Raw genomic sequence first — 21,202 nt, forward strand, 5'->3', positions numbered from 1 at the left:
AATGACTGAAAAATTCGATCCAAGTGCCTTCCTGTCTACGGTCAGCGGGCGCCCCGGCGTCTATCGCATGTTCGACAGCGATGCGCGCCTGCTCTACGTCGGCAAGGCCAAGAATCTCAAGAATCGTCTGTCGAGCTACTTTCGAAAAACCGGCCTGGCTCCCAAGACCGCTGCGCTGGTGGCCCGTATCGCCCAGGTCGAAACGACCATCACGGCCAATGAAACCGAGGCCTTGCTGCTCGAACAGACGCTGATCAAGGAGTGGCGTCCGCCGTACAACATCCTGCTGCGCGACGACAAATCCTACCCTTATGTCTTTCTCTCCGATGGCCAGTTCCCACGGTTGAGCATCCACCGCGGGGCGAAGAAGGCCAAGGGCAAGTACTTCGGTCCCTATCCGAGCGCCGGAGCGATTCGCGAAAGCCTGAGCCTGTTGCAAAAGGCCTTTTTCGTTCGCCAGTGCGAAGACAGCTATTACAAGAACCGCACGCGGCCTTGCCTGCAATACCAGATCAAGCGCTGCAAGGCGCCTTGTGTCGGCCTGGTCGACCCGCAGGTGTATGCCGAAGATGTGCGGCACTCGGTGATGTTCCTCGAGGGTCGCAGCAATGCGTTGAGCGACGAGTTGTCCGCGGCCATGGAAGAGGCGGCGATCAACCTCGAATTCGAGCGTGCTGCCGAACTGCGCGACCAGATTTCGCTGCTGCGCCGGGTTCAGGATCAACAAAGCATGGAAGGCGGCACGGGCGACGTCGACGTGATAGCTGCGTTCGTCAACCCGGGCGGCGCCTGTGTCCACCTGATCAGTGTGCGGGGCGGGCGAGTGCTGGGCAGCAAGAACTTCTTCCCGCAGGTGGGTATCGAAGAAGACGTGTCTGAAGTCATGGCGGCGTTTCTTGGCCAGTACTACATCAGCAGTCCCGAACGCGACTTGCCGAGCGAGTTGATCGTCAATGTGGTTCACGAAGATTTTCCGACACTGATTGCGGCCATTGACGAACTGCGCGGTCGCGAACTGACCATCAGCCACCGGGTGCGCGGTACGCGTGCGCGCTGGCAGCAATTGGCCGTGACCAATGCCGAGCAAGCCCTGGGCGCGCGCCTGGCCAACCGACAACACGTAGCCGCGCGTTTCGACGCCCTGGCCGAAGTGCTCAAGCTGGACGAGCCACCCCAGCGCCTCGAGTGTTATGACATCAGTCACTCCAGCGGGGAGGCGACCGTGGCCTCGTGCGTGGTGTTTGGCCCCGAAGGCCCGATCAAGTCCGATTACCGGCGCTACAACATCGAAGGCGTCACCGCGGGCGATGACTACGCCGCGATGCACCAGGCACTGACCCGGCGCTTCAGCAAGCTCAAGGACGGGGAGGGTAAGCTGCCGGATATCCTGCTGGTCGACGGCGGAAAGGGCCAGCTGTCGATGGCCCGTGACGTGCTCGATGAACTGGCGGTCCCCGACCTGATCCTGCTCGGCGTGGCCAAGGGTGCGACGCGCAAGGCCGGTTTCGAAACCCTCTACCTCAACGACGCCGCCCACGAATTCACCTTGCGCGGTGATTCCCCCGCGCTGCACCTTATCCAGCAGATTCGCGACGAAGCTCACCGTTTTGCGATCACCGGGCACCGCGCGCGACGCGGGAAAACCCGGCGCACCTCGACGCTTGAAGGTGTTGCCGGAGTCGGGCCGACACGTCGGCGCGATTTGCTCAAACATTTTGGTGGATTGCAGGAGCTGTCTCGTGCCAGCATCGAAGAGATCGCAAAAGCCCCCGGGATCAGTAAAAAGCTCGCAGAGTTGATTTATGCCAATCTGCACAGCGAGTAGAATGCCCCCCTCACCTCGTAGCCAGTTGTGCCGATGAATATCCCTAATCTGATTACCGTTCTACGCGTCCTGCTCATACCGATCTTCATTTTGCTGTTCTACCTGCCTTACCAATGGAGTTACCTGGCGTCAGCCTCGGTCTTCGCCTTCGCCGCCGCCACCGACTGGCTGGACGGATACCTGGCCCGACGCCTGGAACAAAGCACGCCGTTCGGGGCCTTCCTCGATCCCGTGGCCGACAAGCTGATGGTCGCCGTTGCCCTGGTGTTGCTGGTACAGGAACACGGCAATCTGTGGCTTACGCTGCCGGCTGCCGTGATCATCGGTCGCGAGATCGTGGTCTCGGCCTTGCGCGAATGGATGGCCGAGCTCGGCGCCCGTGCGCACGTGGCCGTGTCGAACCTGGGCAAATGGAAAACCGCCGCGCAAATGCTGGCGCTGGTAATCCTGCTGGCCAATCCTAAGGACTTCAGCTTCTGGGTCTTGTTGGGTTACGCCTTGCTGATGGTCTCCGCAGGCCTGACATTGTGGTCCATGGTTCAGTACTTGCGGGCTGCCTGGCCGCACCTGAAGACTGACGTGCAAAAGAAATAAAACTTTTTTGAATCAAAGGGTTGACGTGGCTTCTGGATTCTATAGAATGCGCCACACCAAGACGCGGGAATAGCTCAGTTGGTAGAGCACGACCTTGCCAAGGTCGGGGTCGCGAGTTCGAGTCTCGTTTCCCGCTCCAAGTTTTACGCATTTGATGTCGCGCTACTGACAACAAATGTTTTGAGGCCGAGTAGCAAAATGGTTATGCAGCGGATTGCAAATCCGCCTACGCCGGTTCGATTCCGACCTCGGCCTCCACTATTGAAAGCCCCGCAGATTAACGTCTGCGGGGTTTTTTATTGGGCGCTGGAAAGTGAGGGAGTTCCGAAACTTTAGGGGGTGGAGTTCCGAAACTATTTCATTTTGACGGTTGAGCGATCGCCCCGATACGGCGATAAACACGTTTGGTGATTTCCTGCTCAGAGTGGCCCAGCAGGAGACTCGCGTCGGCGATGTCGGTTATTTCGGAAGCTGCTTTTGGTCGGATATCCTTGAACTGGAATTGGCGAATCTTCTCTGCGTCATCACTCCGGCCCTCGATGATTGCCAGCGATCGAGCTGATTCCCGGGCGTCATCCCATCTATTGCGCAGCATCTGCTGAGAAACGCGCATCCCCGACTTGCTGAGGATGAAGTGCGACGCGCTGTGCTGTTTGTTTCTCTCCATGATTTCCTCTATGAGTAGGCCAAGGCTATTTTTCACCCCATCGGCCTGCATCTGGATTCGAAGTCGTTTGCTGGTTTTGCCTTGCTGCACAGTCAAATAATCCCCCTCGATGTCTCCACGTGTCATTGCAATAACGTCGGCCGGGCGCTGCCCCGTCAAATATGCCAAATCCATCGCGTCCCTCAGCTCCTGCGGAGCTTTTCCATACACTGCCGACCAGACCATATCGTTGGCATAGTAGTCTCGGACCTTTTCCTTATTTTTCCGGACGCCTGCACACGGGTTCTCCCGGTCAGTGAAACCCCATTCCCGCGCAATATTGAATACATGGGACAGGAGGGCAATTTCCCTGTTTGCCCTGGTCTTGGCCGTCCTTGCATCCCGGTACTGCGCAACCATGGATGGGGTAATTGCGTCGATTGGCGCGCCTTCAAACCCTTTGCGTAGATGCTTGAGCTCAGCCCTGTTGTCCTTTTGCGTGCGTGGCGCCTTCTTCGGGATAATGTCCCGCTCGTATCTGTCAAAAATCCCCTTCATGACCTTCAGGTCAGCCGGTTTTGCCTTGGCTTCCAGTTCAGCCCATTTCAGCCTTGCCTTGTCGAAGTCCCCGCCAAGCGACACCTCCTTGCCGTTCGCGTCCCGGTAGTAGTACCCAATCCAGACAGTACCGTTCTTGCGGGGCCGTTTACGCCGCACCATCCCTGGCGGCAAATCCCTATTTTCTGTCTTGCGGGGGCGCATATCAGTTCACTCTGGAGAAGTCTGGCGTCCAGGCCGGACGCGTCGGGGGCGGGTTTGGGTCAGCGATAGACGGGGAGAGCACGCCCAACTTCATGCGAGCGTACATCCGGCCAACCAAAGGGCGCTTGCCGCGGCTTTCGACGAACACCCACTGACGATCAATCAGCCAGCGACGCTGGTAGGCTCTGGCCTTGTAGCCAGTGAGTTCGGCCAGTTCCTCGTCCGAGAGGATTTCAGTTTCCATGGAGATGCTCCATGCCGCGCGTGGCGGCAGAAGGTGGTTATTGGATTAGCCTGCTTTGCGCAATGCTTGGGCGAAGAGTCGGCGGCGGCTTATGAGAACCTGCAAGCGATACGCGTGGAATCGGCGACCGCCCTGCGATTTGATTTCCGGTGCCAGGTACGACAGGTCCTCTTTCATTTGGCCAAAGTAATAGAGGTGCTCGCCGTCACTTCCCCGCTCGGGCTGTGCGGTTACCCAGTTGCGAGCAGTAAGACATGGCATGCATATTTTGAACGAGCCCATGTCACCCTCCCGGCTTCCGGATATGAGCTGATATTTCTGGCCGGGATCGATGTGCCCGTGGCACTCGCCGCATTTGCGCACCTTGCGAACGGTGGCGTGGATTCCGCTTGAAAATCGGACATAGCGATTCCTTGCCCGCCGCTCATCGGCAGGCTCGAGAGTTGTCGTTTGATGGGGGGTATCAGGTGGGTTGGATGAGTGCATCGCGCGTACAGAGTCGCTGCAAGATTTTCTTTGTGAATTTTAATGTTGCACAGTAAATCTCCGAGATTTATGATGCCATCTCCACGGCAAGGAGGTGTTTGATGGGGCGATCGGTAGCGACAGAGGATGGGGCTAAAATTTATGCGCACGAATGCAGGGTTCGCGATGCTTACGCAGAAACTCTTAGCGATCACCGTAACGGAGAGATTCTGGCCAGAACAGAACAGGGTTATGACGGAACGCTTTTACGTGCGGATATGCGCACTATTGATAAAAGTGATTTGATACGGGAGTGGGAATTTAAAATTTCCGCTGACTACAAGGCATTAGGGCAAATCCTTCAATATGTTGCGTTGGCTAGAAAGACAGAGAATTTTCGCCCTATCCGTGGAGTAATTGCAGCGTTTCGTTTTTCGCCTGAGATGATTGTTGCCAACGAGGTAATGAACTTGAATATCGAGTTCGTAGTTTTGCCATCCTGGTTGCGTCGATCTGGTTTTGTTGTTGGCGCACCATTGCAAGTATTGCCAAAAATTCCTTTTCTTCCTAATGAATATGTTGAGAGCAAATAATATGGCCATACCAAACTTAGCTAAAAAAGTTATTTTAACCAATAGCATTCCAAAGGATGGAGAATATCAGGGGCTTCGGATTGTACGTGCACAAAGCAATTCTGATGACCTTGATGCATTTGAGCGAAGTGCTTACGAATTTCAGAGTCCAACCTCTAACTATATTAGGCTCCATGCAACACTTAGTCGGAAAGGTTTCGTTTCCGATAGTGGGCAGTGGCGTATTTTAGTTACTGCACATCCTACGTTAAGCGTATTTGTTGAAATGGTTCGATATGATCCTTCGAATCCTCCACCCGATAATTATGACGCTTTGCGAATGACCGAAATGCATGAGCGTACTCAAAGCGACTTTAAGGGGCAGAAGGCACAAAATAAGATTGATTTCCGAGATTATATACTAGAGGGAATTAGGGGGGATAGACCGTTATATCTACCTACGATTTCTGGGTGGCAATCATCAGTTGTATTTGATCAAACTGTTTTTGTTGCCTTGGATGAAACTAATCCAAATAGTTTGTATGGGATAATATATTTGCCTAAGTCGCCACTCATGCAGTCTGACGGTCAAACGCAGACGGCGGCCCTTTTTTCGGTAGCGAATTCTAAGGACGCGGTCGACGTTGGTGCCCTAGAAAATTTAGTGGTGACTCTAGAAGTTGAACTCAATATGGATGAGCGAAAGGCTGGCCAAAGCTTTGCTGATCGAAATGGTCGGGGTTCGAAGAAGAATAAAAACCTTGTGATAAGCCTGGACACATCCTCTGCACTAAGTGAGTTGCGTGTCAGTGCTATCGCTGGGACGATATTTGAATCAAGGCTCGCAACCGGTCGCAATACTAGTACCAGTGAGACAGCAACTAAGTGTCTTGTCGATTTGAGCACGATGGAGCAAATATTGCTGAATGTCGTGTCGGAAGGCAGATTGAAGACTGAGCACTTCAAGCACTTTCATGTTAAGCACTTTCTTCCTTTTGCGAAGGATTTTATAGCGATTCTTGAGCAAAATTTTGGCCCGGCCTGGTTGGAGGAAACTCCCGCCGACTCAGACCCCTTTAGAAAATTGTATGTCCATGGTTGGCCGTTTGCGTTAAAGGCGCTTGCAATTGCATATCATCGGTCTCGCATTGATGAGATAGGTCCTCTTGTATCGGCTATAGGAGCCAAAGATGCCGGGAAAACTGTCGAAGAGGCTTATAACTCGCAGGTTAATAGTTTAAAGGCTAATTGGGATAAGAAACCTACGTTATCAGTTTCAGAGCTAAAAGATAGAATCTCTAAGATCGATTGGCTTAGATATAGAGCGCATTGGATTACTATCACAGGTTATAAGCAAGATAAAAATGGTCAGCCTCGTCGTATTAAACTAAAAAGCACCAAGGGTGTGGAGGTTGCTATGGCCCAAGCTCAAAACACGGCGTCTGTTATTGGTTTGGTTGCGAATAAAATTGCATCGCAGACTTGGAGTGATTTGACGTCTACTGATAATTTCTAATACTTGGTTGGTTTTTAGCTTGATTTATAACCAACGCTGCCAAAAGGCAGCGTTTGGGTGTTAATAAAAGTTCGAATCCGACTCGATTGTCAAAGCGCCATCTCAACTTGAGTTTCTCGTTGCCAGGCCGGCGCACTGTTGTGCGCCTCAATCCGGTCGGCGATGACGTTCGCGCGCTGGCCAGCAGTAGGTGGCGCGTACATTCCGAAGCGACTGATGCTGCCCCCATTCACTGCTGCATTCGTGGAATCGGCAGAGGCCAGTGGCAATAGCTGAAATATAGCGGGGTCGAGCATGCGTAGTCCGTGGAGTCGGCATATTGGTCGGCCGCTATCATCGCAGATCGCATTCATCGCCGCACCGATACGCTTCCACCATGGATTGGTTCCTGGGCTGGACCACTCGCCGGAACTGCCGATTGCAACGGTCTGCCAGTCAGATGCGAGCTTCTGTAGGCGCTCTAGAGATTCGTGGAGATGCCAGACCGGCACGCCATGCAATTCTCTCGGCCATGCCGCCAGAAGTGCGTCGTTCGCTGTCTCATTACCGTCGATTACATCAGGGATCAGCGCCCAGTCGAAACCGGGGTGCCGGTGCCACTGTTCCACCCAGCGGGTGTATCCGTCGATGTCCAGGGTGCCGCCCTTCTTCCAGACGGAAAACGCGCCGTTGTCGAAGACGAACGACTGGCAAACTTCAGCAACGATGGCTATGTCGTCCTGGCGCGGGAAGGGCACTAGCGCGTGCCTAGAGGCAAGGAAGCGAGCGCCATCTTGCCGAGTTCCGCCGACCGGTGTGCCGTGGTAATGGATCATGAAGGCTCCAATGTCTTTCAGACCTTTTTCTGGTCTGGTCGTTGAGTTTTTTTCATATGGAAATTACGTGATGACTATGAGATATTCCGCCCTAGTTGTTATTAGAGAGCACGGAGCGGACATGAAAGTTTTTGTCAGTTGGTCAGGGCAAAGGAGCAAGGCTGTAGCGGAGTTGATTAGCGATTGGATAAAGTGTGTACTTCAAGCGTCTCAGCCGTGGATATCCACGCGAGATATTGACAAGGGAGCAATTTGGTTTTCTGAGATTTCAGATCAGCTTAAAGATACGGCAGCTGGTATTGTTTGCTTGACTCAAGAAAATAAAAACAAACCGTGGATTCTTTTCGAAACTGGCGCGCTTGCGAAAGGATTAAGTACGAACAGAGTGTGTACGTTTTTGATTGATTTACAGCCTAGTGAGATTGAAGACCCTTTGGCTCAGTTCAATCACACTGTTCCTGAGCGATCGTCGATGTGGAGTCTTATAAGCTCTTTAAATTCATGCATGGAGATCAACAAGCTTGATGAGCGAATTCTAAAGCAGGTGTTCGAAACTTATTGGCCCCAGTTTGCGGATGGCTTTGCATTAGCATTAGAGTCGAACCCTCAATTAGTGGATGTTGCGCCGCGTTCCGAAGAAAGTATATTGGCCGAAATACTTTCAAACACTCGATCCCTTTCAAATCGCGTGAGGGACTTAGAGTTTAGAACGAGTTCGACTGCTGATGCTGGGAATCCGTTTTCCGATTTAGCGGAGAAGCGTCAGTTATTCATATCCCTAATAGAAAAAAATGTACCGATCGAACAGATTGTTGAGCTTGCGAAAAAAAATGAATTCCCTCTTAAAGAATTAGATTCACTGTTAAGCGTTTTCCGTAAGACAACAAAGATTCGCGGTACGGTGGATGGCTCGTACAGCGGTGCTAATTTTGCTTCCGAGCCCAAATAAATCCTCACTGGAGAGCAGTTCTTCCTTTTCTCGCGCCGCCCTCCATGACCGGATGCGGTGACGCGATTCATTGAGGTGGGTTATTTGTGTTCGGCCCGGCATGGGGCCGGTCTTAAGGAGTCAATTTTGGATACAGCGGTTTGGGCAAATTGCATTGCGGGCGCCGCACTGCTGATTTCTGTAGTTGCAGCGATTCTTTCTTGGCGAGCGGTGGCCACCGCAAAACAAGCAAATCAAATAAATATTCATCTTTATCAAAAAATATTGTACGAGAAATTTCGCATTGCTTTTGAACAGCTAAAAAAATCAAATTCGGAATCAAGGCAGCGAGAGTTTATGGAGTTTGGTCCCCATGTACAGTCAGCTAGCATTTATGTCTCTTCCGGCTTGGCTGAGGATATCAAGGAGTTTTACAGCGTTTGTTTGGACTTGCATGAGAGTAGAGAAATCTTGGAGGTTTCGAAGTCTAAGTTAGATAACGTGCAGGACCCTAATCTTGTGTCCATGAGCAATCCGGTTTCAAGTCAGGAAACAGAACTGGCTGCGCGAAATTATGCCAAAGCGCGTGGTAATTTCATCTACGCTCGTGCGCATGCAATAAATCTCGGGACAAAATTGCAGGATAGGTTCATAAAAGAAATGGTGCTGGTTTGATGCGTAGTTACCTTCACGCAATAGACTGAGAATGGTTAGCAAACAAAGCCCGTCATTTCGTCAAGTGAAAATTCGATAAGGTAAAAAAGTACCACCGGCGGTACTGTCGTTCAGAGCGTCGCCAAGTTGAGGAGTTACCTCCCGTTAGGCGCGGCCCTCCGTAACCGTTGGTGGCAATTTGGTTTTGGTTCGTGTCTGATACGCGGCTGATTATTTCCCGCCGGATCCTTTATGAAAGAAGATCTACTCGTTCCAGCTATCGTCGCCCTCGTCGTTGGCCTGATTGCAGCCGTTGTGTCTCTGGTTGTCTCTATTCTTGCAAAGGACCAGAAAACCTCAGAGTTTCGGCAGGCGTGGATTGATGCCTTAAGGAACGATGTCTCCCAGTTGATAGCGCAACTTGGGATCAAAATGACCACCACAGAGATTATCCAAAGCAAATCAACGGAACAGGTCGATGAGTATCTGCTTGCTCATCAGGAGGATTATGTGGAGATCGCCATGCTTATCTCTCGAATTCGACTGCGCCTGAATCCGGATGAGCATGAAAAACTGAGTCATCTACTGATAAGCATGGACAATTTCAACGACAAGGGCATGGGAGCCAGGATCGAGACTATATCGGTCGAGGCACAGCAAATTCTGAAAACGGAGTGGGATCGGGTGAAGGTGGGTGAGCCATCATTCGTCTGGTTGAAGAGAATTTCAAAAGCTGGCTTCTTCTCTGTTTTGGCTATTGGCGTAGGAGTGTGCGCTGCAGTCGTATCTGACCAGATCGGCACTTACTGGAGCAGGTGACAGAATTTCGTCCCCTATATCCTGATGAATCAACTGCAGGCTCTTCCGATGAAAAGCCAGCGACACGTTTAGGGATAGCTCGATAACGTGTCGCGTTGCGGCAACCAGCGGCGCGGACTTTTGAGGGCCTAATCCATGAAGATGATGAGTCATCAGCGTGATTGCCTCACCCTGTTCCTCGATGCCGCTCCAGGCCATCATCTCAGTGAGCGCTTGGCGCTTGCCGGGCAGGCAGTGCAGCCTGATTTCCTCTTCGCTGCGGCTTTCGCTGAGCGATCCGCATTGCTCTTGACCATGGCCTGCCTCTTCAATTCCGTGGGCTGGTAGATCCAGCCATGTCTGTCGTCGGCGCTGGCGCACCTGGTTGCTGATGCGTCTCACGGCGGCCCCGGGAACTTTATGTTGTTCTCGCGGGCGATGAGCCTGGCGCGCTTCGATTCCATGCCCATCTCTTTCGCTGCTTGAATGACGGTCTTGCCGGCGTCGGCCAGCTCCTTCAACCGAGGCGCCTGCTTGTTGCGCCCGACCCGCAGCTTGTTGCTGTGGTAGGTGCCGAACATGGCGTCATTTTCGCCGGTGACGCCGGCGGCAACTTCCTGCACCTCGCGACCTGCGCCGAAGAAGTGATCCAGTTGCTGGTTCAGGTTCGCGATTATCGAGTCCCGTGGGTTGGGCATAGGTACGCCGATCATTTCCGGTCACCTGATAGCGAGAGCTTGATGCCATCGGCGCGCGATTCCAGTGCCTGGGCCAGGTTGATCGCTTCCTTCCACGTCCAGCGAAACCCCTTCACCTTGCCGGTGGATCGCTCGATGATGTGATAGGCATGGGTGCCCTTGGCGATGACCTGGAAGCGAATCTCTTGCACGGGCTGCTCCTTGCCAATCATGGCGTAGAACGCGGCGGTGGCGATGTTTGCGCGAGCGCGCAGGGCGGCAACCCCGTCGACTCGCTGTTGAAGTGATGGATGCATGGCGATTCCTCGGTGGGGTTGCGTGTATTCGTCAGTACTCGGGCCGCCAGCTGGTTGCCGTTGGGCGCAGGTGAGAGTGCTGGCGGATAAAGGCGGGCGTAAAAAAGCCCGAGATCACCCGGGCTTTTATTGGCGTCACGAAGACCTCCCTACGTGAGCGCCACCCAGGCCCGCTACTGGCGACGGCCTGGGTTTGAATCATCAGCGGTGACCTTGAGCTTGGGGTGGCCTACCGATTGCTCGGCCGGTGCGCGGTGACACCGTCGGCCCAGATGTCCGCTGCCTGCCAGGGTGAAGGGCGCAGCCTTCAGGCTTACTGCGCCACACAGGTGAAGCGGTTAATGCTGCATTGGTGCAAACCCTCCGTGCTTGAGATGGAAAAACCATTCCGGTTAGGTGCAATTTGTTTCCGGTCCCGCTGGATGCAGGGGGCCGCTTTGCGCGGTGCAGAATCATCCGCATCGGGGTGTGATCTGCATGACGTTTGTCAGCCGTTGCTCTCACGCTGACTGGCGGTACTCAGATCACACTCCGATGCGTCCTGGTGCTGGGGAGTACCAGCGCATCGGGCAGTTATCGTCAGGCTGACGTGGCGCTGGTTGGTCTTACACGTGAGTGATGGATAGATCACTGATCACACAAATCGAACCGTCCTCAGGATCGGTTGAATCGGAGTAGTCGATCTGGTTGTACACGCCGCCGTGGAAAGCGAGAGTCTTCGTGTCCCAGGTGTTGTCGAGGCGCATGATTGCTGAGGTGGATTTGGCGCCGTTGCAGCTGGCAGATACCGATACAGCGCCGCTCGAATTGGCGTGAATGTTGATTTTGAAGAGCGCGCCGAGCGGCACGTTTTCCAATACCGTTGAGTTGACCGGATCGTCTTGTAGGTAGCTCGACCGGAAACCCATGGTGATTTTGCCTTTGTTCCAGAACACCTTTACCGGCGGGCGTTCAGAGCCCTGCACATGAATTTGGCTGATCACGACCTTCTGCAACGAATTGACCTTCGTCAGCCGCATTTCTTGACGGCACCAATGGTCTGCGGCACTGGCAAACAGCCAATAGCCAGGCTCTTTCCATTCACAGCGAGTTCGATGGACGCTTTTACTGGAAGCGCCCAGGGTGGGCGCTGTCATCTGCAGCGATCCGTCGGGAAGCATCGAAATGATGCTTGGGCATTCGATCAACGCTCGCCAGCCGATCAAGTCCAGGGAGATAGGGTTTGTGTCGGAAATTGGAAGCGGGGTGGCGATTATGAAATTGCTGATATCTACAGTCATTGTCGATTCCTTATTTCATTTGATGTCACCTGTGCTCTGTTGAGCCCTTCGCTTGATATAGGCCTACATCCCGCTGCCCACTCAGTGAATGGGCAGAAGTGATGCTCATTCAGCCTGGAGCGCTTCGATTGCCTGCCGGTAGTCCGAGGCGATCACCCTGCTGTTGGCCGCATCTTCGTACCGGCCTTCCTTCTCCTGGATGGCGGCGTTGCGTTCGTAGTTGGTGGCGCAGTTGTCGAGCAGATCGACAGCAAATGTGTGCTTCATAGAGCTCTCCAAGGTCATGCGTGGTGGTCGTAGGCTTCAGCGCGCTTTGCCGTCCGGACCTGAGCGATACGGCGCTCAGGGACGCGGCGATCACGGCGCATAGAGTCACCATCGAGCATTGCGTGCATGGCGATCAGCGCTGCCAGAACAAAGCACATCGGGGAAATGATTTGGCGGCGCATCGCTTCAGCCACCAGTGCGGCGCGGCGGGTAACGCCGAGCTTGAACATTGCGTTGGTGAGGCGCTTCGCTACGGTGGCCGGCGAAATGCCCACCTCCCGTGCGATTTCCTTTGCTGTGAGCCCCAGGGCGACCCAGAGAAGAAACTGAAGCTCTCGCGGTGCCAGGCCACGACCGAGGTGACCCTTCCATGTGCCATTTACGATTTCTGTTTCCATCGTTTTGACTCCCGGTTGTTTTCCCAATGCACCCGGCCAACCAGGTGCATCAGTGAAACTTTCCGTCCTATTACCGCCGGAGAGGCGGGGCGCATTGCTTACCGGGTCATTCACACGGTTCTGGCGTTTCACCATCGAGCAACCGTCCAGGTTGGTCCTGTCGTTGGCAGGCTTTCGGGCCTGTCTGCTCGCCGGTCGCCGGTAGAGGCAATGCGGTCTGTTTTTTATTGCGCTGTCTGTTAAAGAGCGGCGGGCCACTTGACCCTTTCGCTTCTGGTCCCTGGTTGGGTACTCAACGGCGATGAAGTAAATATAAGCTAGCTTATTTTAGTCGTCAATAAGCAGCCTTATAATTTTTCTTCGTGGCGATAAAAAGCCCGCTCAGTGGCGGGCTAATTTCATGCCTCGCAGTACTGTCGCCAGCGGATCCTGACGGCGCCGCCCTCTAAAGATTCGACCATCACGCCGGCCGTCTCGCTGATCTCATCGATTAAACGCTGCCAATCCTCAACGGTTTCGTGCTCGAGCCTGAACACGGTGACCGCCTGAACCTTTTGAACGCCAGGTGCTGCGATGATCGCTTGTAAGCGCCGCCCGGTTAATTCGTAGGAGGTGCGAGGTTTTGTCGTAGGAATCGAGGAGGAGAGCATGCGGTTTTCCTTATCGTAACTGTATGAATGTACAGTATTGATATGAAACCATTTTGGCAAGATGTGCGGAGTACATTTGTACTCCTCCCGATGACGGGCGTAAAAAAGCCCACTCGTCGGTGGGCTTTGAGGCGCGTGCTTTTTGGACAGTCTCTACAGCTTTTGCAGCGCCCTGACTACGACGCCGACAATCCTGCAGTTCTCTGCACACATTTCAATAGGGTACGCAGGGTTTAGCGGCTTCAGGAACCGTCGACCGCCATCATCGACGAGCTTTTTAAAGGTTGCCTGGTCGCTGTCCGCCAGCTTCGCTACCACCAGTTTTCCTGATTGAGCATCAGCTTCCGTGTCGACCAAGATCAGTGTCCCCTCGGTGATACTCGTTCCGACTGGAGAGGTCATCGAGTCACCTTTTACCTCGAGCCAAAATGCTGGACCTTTTGAGTCGTAATCCGACAGCTCATACCGATCGGAGTATCCAGGAGGGAAGGGCTCAACTGCTTCGGCCCAAGCGCCAGCGGCAACCCAGCTGATTACCGGATACCGGAAAGACTCTACCGGCTGACGAGCTTCACCAACGTTTGAGTCGACCTTCGCGGCGCTGATCATTGGACCAATATTTTCAGACAGCCAGATAGCGCTCACGCCGCATGCATGCGCGATCTTCGGCAGATGTGCGCTTTGAAGATTCTTTCCAGTCTCCAACTGCGAAATCACTGGCTGCTCCACTCCAGCCTTTTGGGCTAGGGCCTTTTGCGTCAGCTTGGCGTGACTTCGTGCGGATTTAATTCGTTCGGCGAGTGTGCTCATCCGTTGGAATTTATAAGTTTCCTTATTGGCTTGCAAATAAGTGTCCTTCTACATACGATATAAGCAGGCTTATCAGGAGGGATCAAAATGACTCCCATCGAAAGGCTCGTCGACTACTTCGGCGGGCAGACCAAAACAGCTTTGGCTCTCGGCGTATCTCAGGCTGCGGTTTCGTACTGGGTGTCTGGTATTCACCTGATGAGCGCCGAAAAGGCCTTCAAGGCAGAAGAGCTAACAGCTGGGCAAATCACGGCTCGCGAGCTTTGCTCCCGCCCTCAAGCGGCTCGTAAATCAGCCGCCTAAACCACACCACGCAACCCCGAATGCGGAAGTGAACCTATGGCCTACGACGATAAAGCCCACCGGCACGAGCACCAGGTGAAGGTGCGCCTCGATGACGAAGTCTTTCAAGAGCTGAAGGACGTTGCCCGCGACATGAAGCTGCAACACAGCGTGCTTAGCCGAGAAATCATCGAGGCCGCGCTTGAGGTCAAGCGAACGCTCGGAGAGCTGCCGTTTGAGCTGGAGAAAAGACGGGCCTGAGAAGGCCGCAGAGGGGGATTCATGCCCAGTGCAGTAGTTGACTTACGGAAGGGCGACACAGAAGACCTGGCGCGATGGGCGTCGGAGATCGGGACTACCCCGGATGCACTGGCCTCGCAGATTTTGCGACTGGCCATGCCGGGACTCAAAAAGGCGGCGAGCGACAACGTACCGCTCGACAGCAACGTGATTGCCTTCGCTCCCAAGCGATGAGTTCCGCCCCTTATTAGGGACCGCACGGTTGCGAAGGTGGGTCGGTTACAGATTTCAAGTTTGGCGCTGGTCCCTGTTTCGGGACTGGAAGAAGAGAAGGTCATGGGTTCGTCCCTGGTCGAGCTGTTGAAGCAAGTATCCCGGGAATAAGGCGGCACCGGTAGAACATCGGATTAGCTGTGAATTTAACCAGTACTCAAATTGCACCCACAAAAAAGCCGGTGGCTAGACCGGCTTCTTCACAACGCAAAACACTGAGGGACCATTATGAACACGATCGCTACTCCGGGCAATACCCGCCGTGTCGTGACACTTTTCGAGCAATCGTCAAACGTGTTGCGACTCAGCATCACGGTTGAATCTGAAACTGGGGATCGGCTGTGAGCACCATAATCATGAGCTTGTGCTGGCCGCTCCAGGGCATGAGCGGGCCACAAAAGGCTGTGCTGATCTCGTTGGCGGATAACGCAAACGACGAGGGCGTTTGCTGGCCATCGGTTGCCCGAATTTCAGAACGCACTTGCCTTGCTGAAAGGACCGTTCAAACGGCCATCAAGTGGCTGGGGCAAGTTGGCCTGTTGTCCGTCCGTGAGAGGATGGGCCGCTCGACGATGTACACCTTGACCCCGGCAGCATATGCACCCCCGCATGAGTCGCACCCCGCAGCAACTGCACCATCACCCCCGCAGCTCACGACAGAAACCCCCGCAGCAGCCGCACCCAGAACCGTAATAGAACCATCAAGTGAACCGTCACCTCTTGCTGGCGATGATCAGCCATCGAAGATTTCGAAGCCGAAGTGCCCAACCCAGGCAATCGTCGATTTGTTCAACAAGACGATCCCGGAGTTTCCTCGCGTCGTGATGTTGACCAAGGATCGGATTGCCAAAATCGGTGCTCGCTGGAACGAAAGCGAAGTGCACCAGGATCTCCAATTCTGGGCTGAGTACTTCGCACTGGTGCGCTCGAGCAAGTTCCTGATGGGGGAGGTTTCCACTTCTGGGGGCAACCCTTTCCGTTGCAACTTCGACTGGCTGATTGCGCCGAGCAACTTCGTCAAGGTCGTGGAGGGCAACTACCATGCGTGACCCTCACAGCGCGGAGGCCGAACACAGTCTGCTGGGCGCCATGATGCAGCGTCCAGACCTGATCGATACTCTCTCCGAAGACTTGTCCGCCGAGGCGTTTTACTTCCCTGCAAACGCCGAGGTGTACCGCAGCATCATCGCCATTCGTTCGTCTGGTCAGGCGGTGGATTTCCTGACTGTCGGGAATCACATCGGCTCGATGGATGACGGGAGCCCGGCATTTGCCTATTGCGCCGAGATCGTCAAAAACACGCCAAGTATTGCTAACGCACGGACATACGCCCAGATCGTTCGTGAGCGGGCCATTGACCGGGCGCTCTACGACCTTGGCAGCCAGGCGATGGAGATTTCCCAGGGGACCGAGGATACGCAGGCGAAGATCGCTGCTGTCCAAGCAGCGGCTATGGCGATTGATTGCGGTTCGGGTGATGACGATATCGTCAAAGTGGGTGACGTACTGGTTGACCAGCTGGAGGTTTGGCAGGAGCGCCATGATCGGCATACCCGCGGAGAAACGCTGATTGGCCTATCGACCGGCCTGAAAGACTTGGACGAAAAGCTGGGTGGCCTGCAGCCGGATCATCTGTACATCGTTGCGGGTCGCCCCGCGATGGGCAAGACCACGCTTGCCATGGGCTTTGTCATCGACGCCGCCGTGCGCCAGAGCAAGTCGGCACTCGTCATCAGTTGTGAAATGAACAAGGGCCAGCTGCTGGACCGGGCCGTGGCTTCCGAGGGGCGCATTCCGCTCACGTTGGTGAAAAACGGGACCGCGTGCGAGACCCACGGCACTGAACTCGCCGCGGCAGCCGGCGTGCTTCGCCGCGCGCCGCTGTACATTGCCGACCGTGCTGGCTCGTCGATTGGTCGCATTCGCTCGCTGGCTCGCCGCCACAAGATGCGTTACGGCCTGGACCTGCTGATGATCGACTACCTGCAATTGCTGGAAGGCGAGGGCGGCAACCGCACCGAAGAGGTCAGCAGCATCAGTCGTGGCTGCAAGTTACTGGCCAAGGAGCTGGGCATCCCCGTCGTGCTGCTGAGCCAACTTTCGCGCAAATGCGAAGAACGTCCAAACAAGCGACCCATCCCCTCCGACTTGAGGGAGTCAGGTGCCATCGAGCAAGACGCCGACGTGATCCTGTTCGTGTACCGCGACGAGGTCTATCACGAAAACACCGAAGCCAAAGGCATCGCCGAAATCATCATCGGCAAGGGGCGCGACATCGAGATGGGCACTGTCCGCACGGCGTTTCTTGGGCAGTACAACCGTTTTGAAAACCTTGCCGCTGGGTGGAAGCCAGAGCCGGTCGAGCAGCCGGAGAAAGTCACCAGCCTGGCCAACCGTTACCGAAAAAAGGAATCGTTCTGATGGACTCTCAGCGACTCGCTGTTCCCGATCCGGCCACCTACCGCTTCGCGGTGTTCTGCTGCTCTTTCAAGATGGAGTTGGGTAGCACCCCGGACCATGCGTTGGCCCTGTTCGCCGACGAGGCCATGGCCAAGCGTTATGGCGCTTGGATGTGGCCTTCAACGTTTGAGGTGGTGGACCGTCTCGCCCAGCCGGAGGCGAGCGATTGAGCACCCTGATCAAGACCCTGACGGTGAAGCTGTCAGACACCGAGATTCAGCGCAACGCCAGGCTCGAGCATGTGCGCGACCTGCGTGATGCCAGTCACCCGGCGTTGCATTTCCGTTATGCGAAGAATCGCGCGCGCGGCTCCTGGTACCTGCTGAACAAGCGCCAGTGGCACCGCATCGGCGGATTTCCTGACCTGAGCACCAAGCAAGTGGTCGCAGCGTTACCGGCAGTGCGTTTGCGAGTGGCGGCCGATGGCGCAGCGAGCGTTTCGGGTTGGGTAACCGTCGGCGAACTGCTGGACTGGTTTGGCGATCGCATGGCCCGCTCGCGCGCGCTCTCGGCAAAGCGTCGTTCAGCCGGCAAGTCGGCCATCAGTTGCCAGCTCAAGCCGCGCCTCGGTGATCTGCTGATTCGTGACGTCAACGCCCAGACCCTGGACAAGCTGCTGATTTGGCCGGCTCAGGCAGAGTTGTCGCTGTCGTACGTCCAGCAGTTGTACCGACTGCTCGCGGTGGCCTTTCGTCAGGCCCGTAAGCTCGATCTGATTCCATCCAACCCGATGGCGGAGCTCAAGTTCATCAATTTCACGACGGCGCGCATCCTACCCAAGCCCGCCCGTCTGCGTGATGTACAGGTGCCCGAGTTGGTGGAGCAGTTGGCGGAGCGATTCGTGACTGCGCCGGGTGACGCCATGCTGGCCCTGATGATGCTGTGCCACGGCACCCGCATTGGCGAAACGCGTCAGTCGCGCTGGGCCGATATTGCGTTGCCTGAGCGTGAGTGGTTCCTGCCGGCCGAACACACCAAGAGCAAGACCGAGCTGCGGGTGCCACTGACCGACCAGGTGAGCGCACTGCTGCGCCGATACCGGGACCGGCAGACCGCCCACGGGTATGAGGGGCCATTCCTGTTCCCGTCCCGCCGAGGGAAGCCGCTCAGCGATAACCAGGCCAGTGCCGTGTTCACCCGATTGGGGCAGGGCGCGTGGACCAGTCACGACTTGCGCAAGGTGGCCCGCACCGCGTGGACTGACCTCGGTGTCGACGGGCACATCGGCGAGATGCTGTTAAACCATTCGCTGGGCAAGATCGCTTCGACCTACATCAACACCCAGGCCAAGGAGCAGCGTCGGCTGGCGCTGGTGAAGTGGCACAACTGGTTAGATGAGCGTGGCTTCAAGGCGATCCATGAGCAGACAGGCGCTAGATATGAAGATTCGCAAATCCTCGTAGACGCTTTGAATGGCGCGGTCTGCGAGTCGATTCCGCAATTTGTTAAGGGCGAGGTTTTAAACCATGCAGAAAAGACCAGTGCCTGGCTTTGAGCGGGAACGGGTCGAGCTTGAGCCATGCTCGATCTGTAAGGGGAAAGCAGTAGTGAAAGGGCTGTTTTATGAGCTGGTTTGCACTGATTGCAACGGCTCAGGTTGGGTTGTTAGGGGAAGCAAGTTGGTGCTTTCTACCGACGAGTTGGTGACCCAATTGAGTTTCAAATTGCAGCACGCTCAGCGTGAAATTTTGGCTCTGAAAAGTTCAAGTCAGATGGACGGGTTTCAGAGCCAAAACCATAAAGCCAACCGCCTGGGGGCGGGCGGAACAAACCACACAGGGGATTAAGAGCATGATGATTCGTAAGCCAGCAGGCCGTCCGTTGGGAGACACCGAATATCTGCTCGAACAATGGGGCTGGTGGCGGATGGATGGAATGGGGGTCCCTGGTTACACATCCCCGACTTTAGCGCTGATGCGTCAAGCGGTTGCACAGCCGGCATTAAGCAAAAACTACTGCATCACGGATGACTGGGCAATGGCGATAGACAATGCGGTTGCCAAACTCTCCATCCGTGATCAGCAAATGGGCGATGTTATTTGGCTTTACTTCGGGGCCAAATGGCCAATGGCGCGCGTCGGTAAATACTACGGCACGAGTGAGGGAAAAACTCGTGAGCTGGTTAGGGCTGGAGCGGCGTGGATCGATTGTGCCGTTGGATCAATGAGGGTAGCTGCGTAAGCGATGAGCTAGCTTCGGCAGTTGAGCAGCACCTTATGGCGGGCGTCTCACTACTCCCCATAAGGTGATTGTGACAACATCCAATGTCATTCATAGCTATGTGGAGAGGAACGATGCACCAGCAGCTCGCGAATTCAACATTTCGGATTGTCACTGGGAACAGCTCAGGGAGTGGTTTCAGCTACATCAATGACCGGCTTGTGATTACCAACCACCATGTGATTGAGCCGCATCTACAAAATGGCGCCCCGATCTACGCTATTACCGAGGACAACGTGCCTTTGCCGACGCAGCTAATTGCGTATTCGGACAAGACGGAATATGACTTTGCAATTTTGGAGTTGAAGGCACCACTACCCAGTGGTCGCAACGTGCTTCAACCTGCTGCGAGCCCAGTCACTTCGAGGGGGGAGCGAATTATCTTCTCTGGATTTCCTCACGCTATTCCCCATCTCCTTGTACATGAGGCGGTGATTTCATCTCCTTACGAGCAGCACGCGTTTTACATTGATGGTTCGATAAATGGCGGAAACTCCGGTGGCCCAATCATCAGCGCAGCCACGGGAGAGGTGCTAGGGATTGTCACACAGCGCCGCTTTATGGGAGGGGATTCGTTACAGAACCTTTCTCCTCAGCTTGAGCAATTGACTCGACACTGTGCGGCCGTTGCCACGAGAGGTAGCGTCGCAATCAACGGGATTAACTTCGGTGATTTTGCAACGATGCTAGCTCAGGGGCTCGGGGCCATTTCCAGGGTCATCGAAGCGAATGCCAATTCTGGCATTGGGATTGGGTTTCACATCAGATTTGTTAACGCTGAGCTTTCGAGACTGGGGCTCTCCTAGGGTTCGTTCGTATGCTGCGTCAGGATTGAGCTGCTCACGCGAATTTTCTGCATAAAAAAGGGAGGGGGCAGCCCTTTGACTGAGTGGATTTGTGTTGAGAGGTCATAGGGTGAAATTACCCAGGCTCGCCTAGAAAATGCTTTTCCGCGCGGAATAGATCTGTTTTTATAGCAGCGTGGATTGCTGTGAACGCAGCGTGACGCCTTTCAAGAACCCGGCCATCGAGCCGGGTTTTTTGTTCCCATTTATAAGCCTTGCCGTCGAGCAGGGCTTTTTCGTTTTTCGGCCCCATGCCTGGCTCTTTGCTTCAAGCGGATGACAGTGACATGGAGGCCGGACCTATTCGAGGACAACAGATGAATACTGAGCATCAGGCTCTTGCTGACGTGCCCCTTTGGCTGTTGGTGTTGTTGAGCATGGCCGGTTTGTCCGGGGAGATGCTGAGAGCGTCAGGCTCCGACCTTGGGCTTCGGCAGATCCTGCAGCGCGTAGCACTGCGCTTTCTTGCGTCTGGCCTATTGGGTATGGCCACGCTACTGCTCGCTATGGCTCTGTGGAGCAATCTCTATCTGGCTGCAGGTTTAGGCATTGTCATCGCGGTCATCGGTGCCGATGTTGCTGGTGGTCTGTACACGCAGTTCTTGGCAAAGAGGGCAGGAGTTAGCGAACCATCGCCAGGGCAAAAGACAGGCGGAGAGTAGGT

Annotated in this window: 30 protein-coding genes and 2 tRNA genes; 20 read left to right on the forward strand and 12 right to left on the reverse strand. The window is 54.8% G+C overall.

All coding sequences use genetic code 11. The features are described from left to right. The first annotated feature begins 1 nt into the window (after position 1). The 4 genes from uvrC (at position 2) to HFK74_RS22945 (ending at position 2,677) form a co-directional block, all read left to right on the forward strand. Positions 2-1,825: an excinuclease ABC subunit UvrC gene (gene uvrC / locus HFK74_RS22930; RefSeq protein WP_180205468.1), complete on the forward strand. Its 1,824-nt coding sequence runs from the start codon at positions 2-4 to the stop codon at positions 1,823-1,825. Between the two features lie 33 nt (positions 1,826-1,858). Continuing rightward, entirely contained in the window at positions 1,859-2,419 is a 561-nt protein-coding gene (gene pgsA / locus HFK74_RS22935) for a CDP-diacylglycerol--glycerol-3-phosphate 3-phosphatidyltransferase (RefSeq protein WP_180205469.1), read from the forward strand. 63 nt (positions 2,420-2,482) lie between these two features. After that, positions 2,483-2,558: transfer RNA gene (locus HFK74_RS22940), tRNA-Gly, on the forward strand. A gap of 45 nt (positions 2,559-2,603) precedes the next feature. Continuing rightward, positions 2,604-2,677, forward strand: a tRNA-Cys gene (locus HFK74_RS22945). Between the two features lie 100 nt (positions 2,678-2,777). Here HFK74_RS22945 and HFK74_RS22950 read toward each other — a convergent pair. The 3 genes from HFK74_RS22950 to HFK74_RS22960 are packed head-to-tail and all read right to left on the reverse strand — an operon-like array spanning position 2,778 to position 4,353. Next, complete coding sequence (locus HFK74_RS22950) at positions 2,778-3,827, reverse strand: tyrosine-type recombinase/integrase (protein WP_180205470.1); 1,050 nt, start codon at positions 3,825-3,827, stop codon at positions 2,778-2,780. A 1-nt stretch (position 3,828) separates the two neighbouring features. Further along, positions 3,829-4,071: a DUF4224 domain-containing protein gene (locus HFK74_RS22955; RefSeq protein ID WP_180205471.1), complete on the reverse strand. Its 243-nt coding sequence runs from the start codon at positions 4,069-4,071 to the stop codon at positions 3,829-3,831. A 45-nt stretch (positions 4,072-4,116) separates the two neighbouring features. Then, positions 4,117-4,353, reverse strand: coding sequence for a hypothetical protein (locus tag HFK74_RS22960; RefSeq protein WP_257230395.1), 237 nt, complete (start codon positions 4,351-4,353; stop codon positions 4,117-4,119). Positions 4,354-4,658: 305 nt separating this feature from the next. On the opposite strand from HFK74_RS22960, the gene HFK74_RS22965 reads away from it, so the two are divergent. Further along, positions 4,659-5,129, forward strand: a complete 471-nt coding sequence (locus tag HFK74_RS22965; RefSeq protein ID WP_180205472.1) for a hypothetical protein — start codon at positions 4,659-4,661, stop codon at positions 5,127-5,129. Between the two features lies 1 nt (position 5,130). Beyond that, on the forward strand, positions 5,131-6,624 hold the full coding sequence (locus tag HFK74_RS22970) for a hypothetical protein (RefSeq protein ID WP_180205473.1): 1,494 nt from the start codon (positions 5,131-5,133) through the stop codon (positions 6,622-6,624). Between the two features lie 89 nt (positions 6,625-6,713). Here the strand turns inward: HFK74_RS22970 and HFK74_RS22975 are convergent, their stop codons facing one another. Further along, the gene (locus HFK74_RS22975; RefSeq protein ID WP_180205474.1) at positions 6,714-7,439 is read right to left on the reverse strand and encodes a hypothetical protein; all 726 of its coding nucleotides are present in this window, start codon (positions 7,437-7,439) and stop codon (positions 6,714-6,716) included. A 121-nt stretch (positions 7,440-7,560) separates the two neighbouring features. On the opposite strand from HFK74_RS22975, the gene HFK74_RS22980 reads away from it, so the two are divergent. The 4 genes from HFK74_RS22980 to HFK74_RS33445 all read left to right on the forward strand — a co-directional run bounded on the left by HFK74_RS22980 (position 7,561) and on the right by HFK74_RS33445 (position 10,167). Then, complete coding sequence (locus tag HFK74_RS22980) at positions 7,561-8,388, forward strand: TIR domain-containing protein (RefSeq protein WP_180205475.1); 828 nt, start codon at positions 7,561-7,563, stop codon at positions 8,386-8,388. A gap of 126 nt (positions 8,389-8,514) precedes the next feature. Beyond that, positions 8,515-9,042: a hypothetical protein gene (locus tag HFK74_RS22985; RefSeq protein WP_180205476.1), complete on the forward strand. Its 528-nt coding sequence runs from the start codon at positions 8,515-8,517 to the stop codon at positions 9,040-9,042. A gap of 231 nt (positions 9,043-9,273) precedes the next feature. Next, on the forward strand, positions 9,274-9,840 hold the full coding sequence (locus tag HFK74_RS22990; RefSeq protein ID WP_180205477.1) for a hypothetical protein: 567 nt from the start codon (positions 9,274-9,276) through the stop codon (positions 9,838-9,840). A 135-nt stretch (positions 9,841-9,975) separates the two neighbouring features. After that, a complete protein-coding gene (locus tag HFK74_RS33445) occupies positions 9,976-10,167 on the forward strand; it encodes a hypothetical protein (RefSeq protein ID WP_180205478.1) in 192 nt (63 codons plus the stop codon). Positions 10,168-10,217: 50 nt separating this feature from the next. Here HFK74_RS33445 and HFK74_RS23000 read toward each other — a convergent pair whose 3' ends face one another. From HFK74_RS23000 to HFK74_RS23030, 7 genes are all read right to left on the reverse strand, one after another. Further along, positions 10,218-10,532 (reverse strand): hypothetical protein, encoded by a 315-nt coding sequence (locus tag HFK74_RS23000; RefSeq protein ID WP_180205479.1) that lies wholly within the window; start codon positions 10,530-10,532, stop codon positions 10,218-10,220. Continuing rightward, entirely contained in the window at positions 10,529-10,813 is a 285-nt protein-coding gene (locus tag HFK74_RS23005) for a hypothetical protein (RefSeq protein ID WP_180205480.1), read from the reverse strand. Before HFK74_RS23005 ends, HFK74_RS23000 begins: the two co-directional genes overlap by 4 nt. A 605-nt stretch (positions 10,814-11,418) precedes the next feature. After that, positions 11,419-12,093, reverse strand: a complete 675-nt coding sequence (locus HFK74_RS23010; RefSeq protein WP_180205481.1) for a polysaccharide lyase family 7 protein — start codon at positions 12,091-12,093, stop codon at positions 11,419-11,421. 105 nt (positions 12,094-12,198) lie between these two features. Next, the gene (locus tag HFK74_RS23015; protein ID WP_180205482.1) at positions 12,199-12,360 is read right to left on the reverse strand and encodes a hypothetical protein; all 162 of its coding nucleotides are present in this window, start codon (positions 12,358-12,360) and stop codon (positions 12,199-12,201) included. A 14-nt stretch (positions 12,361-12,374) separates the two neighbouring features. After that, positions 12,375-12,758, reverse strand: a complete 384-nt coding sequence (locus HFK74_RS23020) for a response regulator transcription factor (protein ID WP_093219601.1) — start codon at positions 12,756-12,758, stop codon at positions 12,375-12,377. A 398-nt stretch (positions 12,759-13,156) separates the two neighbouring features. Beyond that, on the reverse strand, positions 13,157-13,408 hold the full coding sequence (locus tag HFK74_RS23025; protein WP_180205483.1) for a DUF1654 domain-containing protein: 252 nt from the start codon (positions 13,406-13,408) through the stop codon (positions 13,157-13,159). A gap of 153 nt (positions 13,409-13,561) precedes the next feature. Further along, positions 13,562-14,218 (reverse strand): S24 family peptidase, encoded by a 657-nt coding sequence (locus tag HFK74_RS23030; RefSeq protein ID WP_180205642.1) that lies wholly within the window; start codon positions 14,216-14,218, stop codon positions 13,562-13,564. An 87-nt stretch (positions 14,219-14,305) separates the two neighbouring features. Here HFK74_RS23030 and HFK74_RS23035 point away from each other — a divergent pair, with 87 nt between their 5' ends. From HFK74_RS23035 to HFK74_RS23075, 9 genes are all read left to right on the forward strand, one after another. After that, the gene (locus HFK74_RS23035; protein ID WP_180205484.1) at positions 14,306-14,521 is read left to right on the forward strand and encodes a Cro/CI family transcriptional regulator; all 216 of its coding nucleotides are present in this window, start codon (positions 14,306-14,308) and stop codon (positions 14,519-14,521) included. A 36-nt stretch (positions 14,522-14,557) separates the two neighbouring features. Beyond that, positions 14,558-14,761, forward strand: a complete 204-nt coding sequence (locus HFK74_RS23040; RefSeq protein ID WP_020799051.1) for a hypothetical protein — start codon at positions 14,558-14,560, stop codon at positions 14,759-14,761. A 21-nt stretch (positions 14,762-14,782) separates the two neighbouring features. After that, positions 14,783-14,974 carry a hypothetical protein gene (locus tag HFK74_RS23045; RefSeq protein WP_180205485.1) on the forward strand — a complete coding sequence of 64 codons (192 nt, stop codon included), beginning with the start codon at positions 14,783-14,785 and terminating at the stop codon, positions 14,972-14,974. A gap of 380 nt (positions 14,975-15,354) precedes the next feature. After that, positions 15,355-16,062 (forward strand): helix-turn-helix domain-containing protein, encoded by a 708-nt coding sequence (locus HFK74_RS23050; protein ID WP_368738174.1) that lies wholly within the window; start codon positions 15,355-15,357, stop codon positions 16,060-16,062. After that, entirely contained in the window at positions 16,055-17,434 is a 1,380-nt protein-coding gene (dnaB, locus tag HFK74_RS23055; RefSeq protein WP_180205486.1) for a replicative DNA helicase, read from the forward strand. The genes HFK74_RS23050 and dnaB overlap by 8 nt, the downstream gene beginning before the upstream one ends. Further along, on the forward strand, positions 17,434-17,643 hold the full coding sequence (locus HFK74_RS23060; RefSeq protein WP_180205487.1) for a hypothetical protein: 210 nt from the start codon (positions 17,434-17,436) through the stop codon (positions 17,641-17,643). The genes dnaB and HFK74_RS23060 overlap by 1 nt, the downstream gene beginning before the upstream one ends. Beyond that, entirely contained in the window at positions 17,640-18,968 is a 1,329-nt protein-coding gene (locus HFK74_RS23065; RefSeq protein WP_180205488.1) for a site-specific integrase, read from the forward strand. Before HFK74_RS23060 ends, HFK74_RS23065 begins: the two co-directional genes overlap by 4 nt. Positions 18,969-19,264: 296 nt before the next feature. Beyond that, positions 19,265-19,654, forward strand: a complete 390-nt coding sequence (locus HFK74_RS23070) for an antiterminator Q family protein (RefSeq protein WP_180205489.1) — start codon at positions 19,265-19,267, stop codon at positions 19,652-19,654. Positions 19,655-19,767: 113 nt separating this feature from the next. Beyond that, a complete protein-coding gene (locus tag HFK74_RS23075) occupies positions 19,768-20,499 on the forward strand; it encodes a serine protease (protein ID WP_180205490.1) in 732 nt (243 codons plus the stop codon). A 115-nt stretch (positions 20,500-20,614) separates the two neighbouring features. Here the strand turns inward: HFK74_RS23075 and HFK74_RS23080 are convergent, their stop codons facing one another. Further along, the gene (locus HFK74_RS23080; protein WP_180205491.1) at positions 20,615-20,791 is read right to left on the reverse strand and encodes a hypothetical protein; all 177 of its coding nucleotides are present in this window, start codon (positions 20,789-20,791) and stop codon (positions 20,615-20,617) included. Positions 20,792-20,855: 64 nt separating this feature from the next. On the opposite strand from HFK74_RS23080, the gene HFK74_RS23085 reads away from it, so the two are divergent. Further along, positions 20,856-21,200 (forward strand): phage holin family protein, encoded by a 345-nt coding sequence (locus tag HFK74_RS23085; RefSeq protein ID WP_180205492.1) that lies wholly within the window; start codon positions 20,856-20,858, stop codon positions 21,198-21,200. Positions 21,201-21,202: the final 2 nt, after the last annotated feature.

It is taken from the genome of Pseudomonas sp. SbOxS1, from assembly GCF_013416725.1.
Lineage (GTDB): Bacteria > Pseudomonadota > Gammaproteobacteria > Pseudomonadales > Pseudomonadaceae > Aquipseudomonas.

Excerpts from the sequence above, each read along its gene's own strand:
- uvrC (WP_180205468.1), top strand. The coding sequence starts at position 2 with ATGACTGAAAAATTCGATCCAAGTGCCTTCCTGTCTACGGTCAGCGGG.
- pgsA (WP_180205469.1), top strand. The coding sequence starts at position 1,859 with ATGAATATCCCTAATCTGATTACCGTTCTACGCGTCCTGCTCATACCG.
- HFK74_RS22950 (WP_180205470.1), bottom strand. The coding sequence starts at position 3,827 with ATGCGCCCCCGCAAGACAGAAAATAGGGATTTGCCGCCAGGGATGGTG.
- HFK74_RS22955 (WP_180205471.1), bottom strand. The coding sequence starts at position 4,071 with ATGGAAACTGAAATCCTCTCGGACGAGGAACTGGCCGAACTCACTGGC.
- HFK74_RS22960 (WP_257230395.1), bottom strand. The coding sequence starts at position 4,353 with ATGGGCTCGTTCAAAATATGCATGCCATGTCTTACTGCTCGCAACTGG.
- HFK74_RS22965 (WP_180205472.1), top strand. The coding sequence starts at position 4,659 with ATGGGGCGATCGGTAGCGACAGAGGATGGGGCTAAAATTTATGCGCAC.
- HFK74_RS22970 (WP_180205473.1), top strand. The coding sequence starts at position 5,131 with ATGGCCATACCAAACTTAGCTAAAAAAGTTATTTTAACCAATAGCATT.
- HFK74_RS22975 (WP_180205474.1), bottom strand. The coding sequence starts at position 7,439 with ATGATCCATTACCACGGCACACCGGTCGGCGGAACTCGGCAAGATGGC.
- HFK74_RS22980 (WP_180205475.1), top strand. The coding sequence starts at position 7,561 with ATGAAAGTTTTTGTCAGTTGGTCAGGGCAAAGGAGCAAGGCTGTAGCG.
- HFK74_RS22990 (WP_180205477.1), top strand. The coding sequence starts at position 9,274 with ATGAAAGAAGATCTACTCGTTCCAGCTATCGTCGCCCTCGTCGTTGGC.
- HFK74_RS33445 (WP_180205478.1), top strand. The coding sequence starts at position 9,976 with ATGAAGATGATGAGTCATCAGCGTGATTGCCTCACCCTGTTCCTCGAT.
- HFK74_RS23000 (WP_180205479.1), bottom strand. The coding sequence starts at position 10,532 with ATGATCGGCGTACCTATGCCCAACCCACGGGACTCGATAATCGCGAAC.
- HFK74_RS23005 (WP_180205480.1), bottom strand. The coding sequence starts at position 10,813 with ATGCATCCATCACTTCAACAGCGAGTCGACGGGGTTGCCGCCCTGCGC.
- HFK74_RS23010 (WP_180205481.1), bottom strand. The coding sequence starts at position 12,093 with ATGACTGTAGATATCAGCAATTTCATAATCGCCACCCCGCTTCCAATT.
- HFK74_RS23015 (WP_180205482.1), bottom strand. The coding sequence starts at position 12,360 with ATGAAGCACACATTTGCTGTCGATCTGCTCGACAACTGCGCCACCAAC.
- HFK74_RS23020 (WP_093219601.1), bottom strand. The coding sequence starts at position 12,758 with ATGGAAACAGAAATCGTAAATGGCACATGGAAGGGTCACCTCGGTCGT.
- HFK74_RS23025 (WP_180205483.1), bottom strand. The coding sequence starts at position 13,408 with ATGCTCTCCTCCTCGATTCCTACGACAAAACCTCGCACCTCCTACGAA.
- HFK74_RS23030 (WP_180205642.1), bottom strand. The coding sequence starts at position 14,218 with ATGAGCACACTCGCCGAACGAATTAAATCCGCACGAAGTCACGCCAAG.
- HFK74_RS23035 (WP_180205484.1), top strand. The coding sequence starts at position 14,306 with ATGACTCCCATCGAAAGGCTCGTCGACTACTTCGGCGGGCAGACCAAA.
- HFK74_RS23040 (WP_020799051.1), top strand. The coding sequence starts at position 14,558 with ATGGCCTACGACGATAAAGCCCACCGGCACGAGCACCAGGTGAAGGTG.
- HFK74_RS23045 (WP_180205485.1), top strand. The coding sequence starts at position 14,783 with ATGCCCAGTGCAGTAGTTGACTTACGGAAGGGCGACACAGAAGACCTG.
- dnaB (WP_180205486.1), top strand. The coding sequence starts at position 16,055 with ATGCGTGACCCTCACAGCGCGGAGGCCGAACACAGTCTGCTGGGCGCC.
- HFK74_RS23060 (WP_180205487.1), top strand. The coding sequence starts at position 17,434 with ATGGACTCTCAGCGACTCGCTGTTCCCGATCCGGCCACCTACCGCTTC.
- HFK74_RS23070 (WP_180205489.1), top strand. The coding sequence starts at position 19,265 with ATGATGATTCGTAAGCCAGCAGGCCGTCCGTTGGGAGACACCGAATAT.
- HFK74_RS23075 (WP_180205490.1), top strand. The coding sequence starts at position 19,768 with ATGCACCAGCAGCTCGCGAATTCAACATTTCGGATTGTCACTGGGAAC.
- HFK74_RS23080 (WP_180205491.1), bottom strand. The coding sequence starts at position 20,791 with ATGGGGCCGAAAAACGAAAAAGCCCTGCTCGACGGCAAGGCTTATAAA.
- HFK74_RS23085 (WP_180205492.1), top strand. The coding sequence starts at position 20,856 with ATGAATACTGAGCATCAGGCTCTTGCTGACGTGCCCCTTTGGCTGTTG.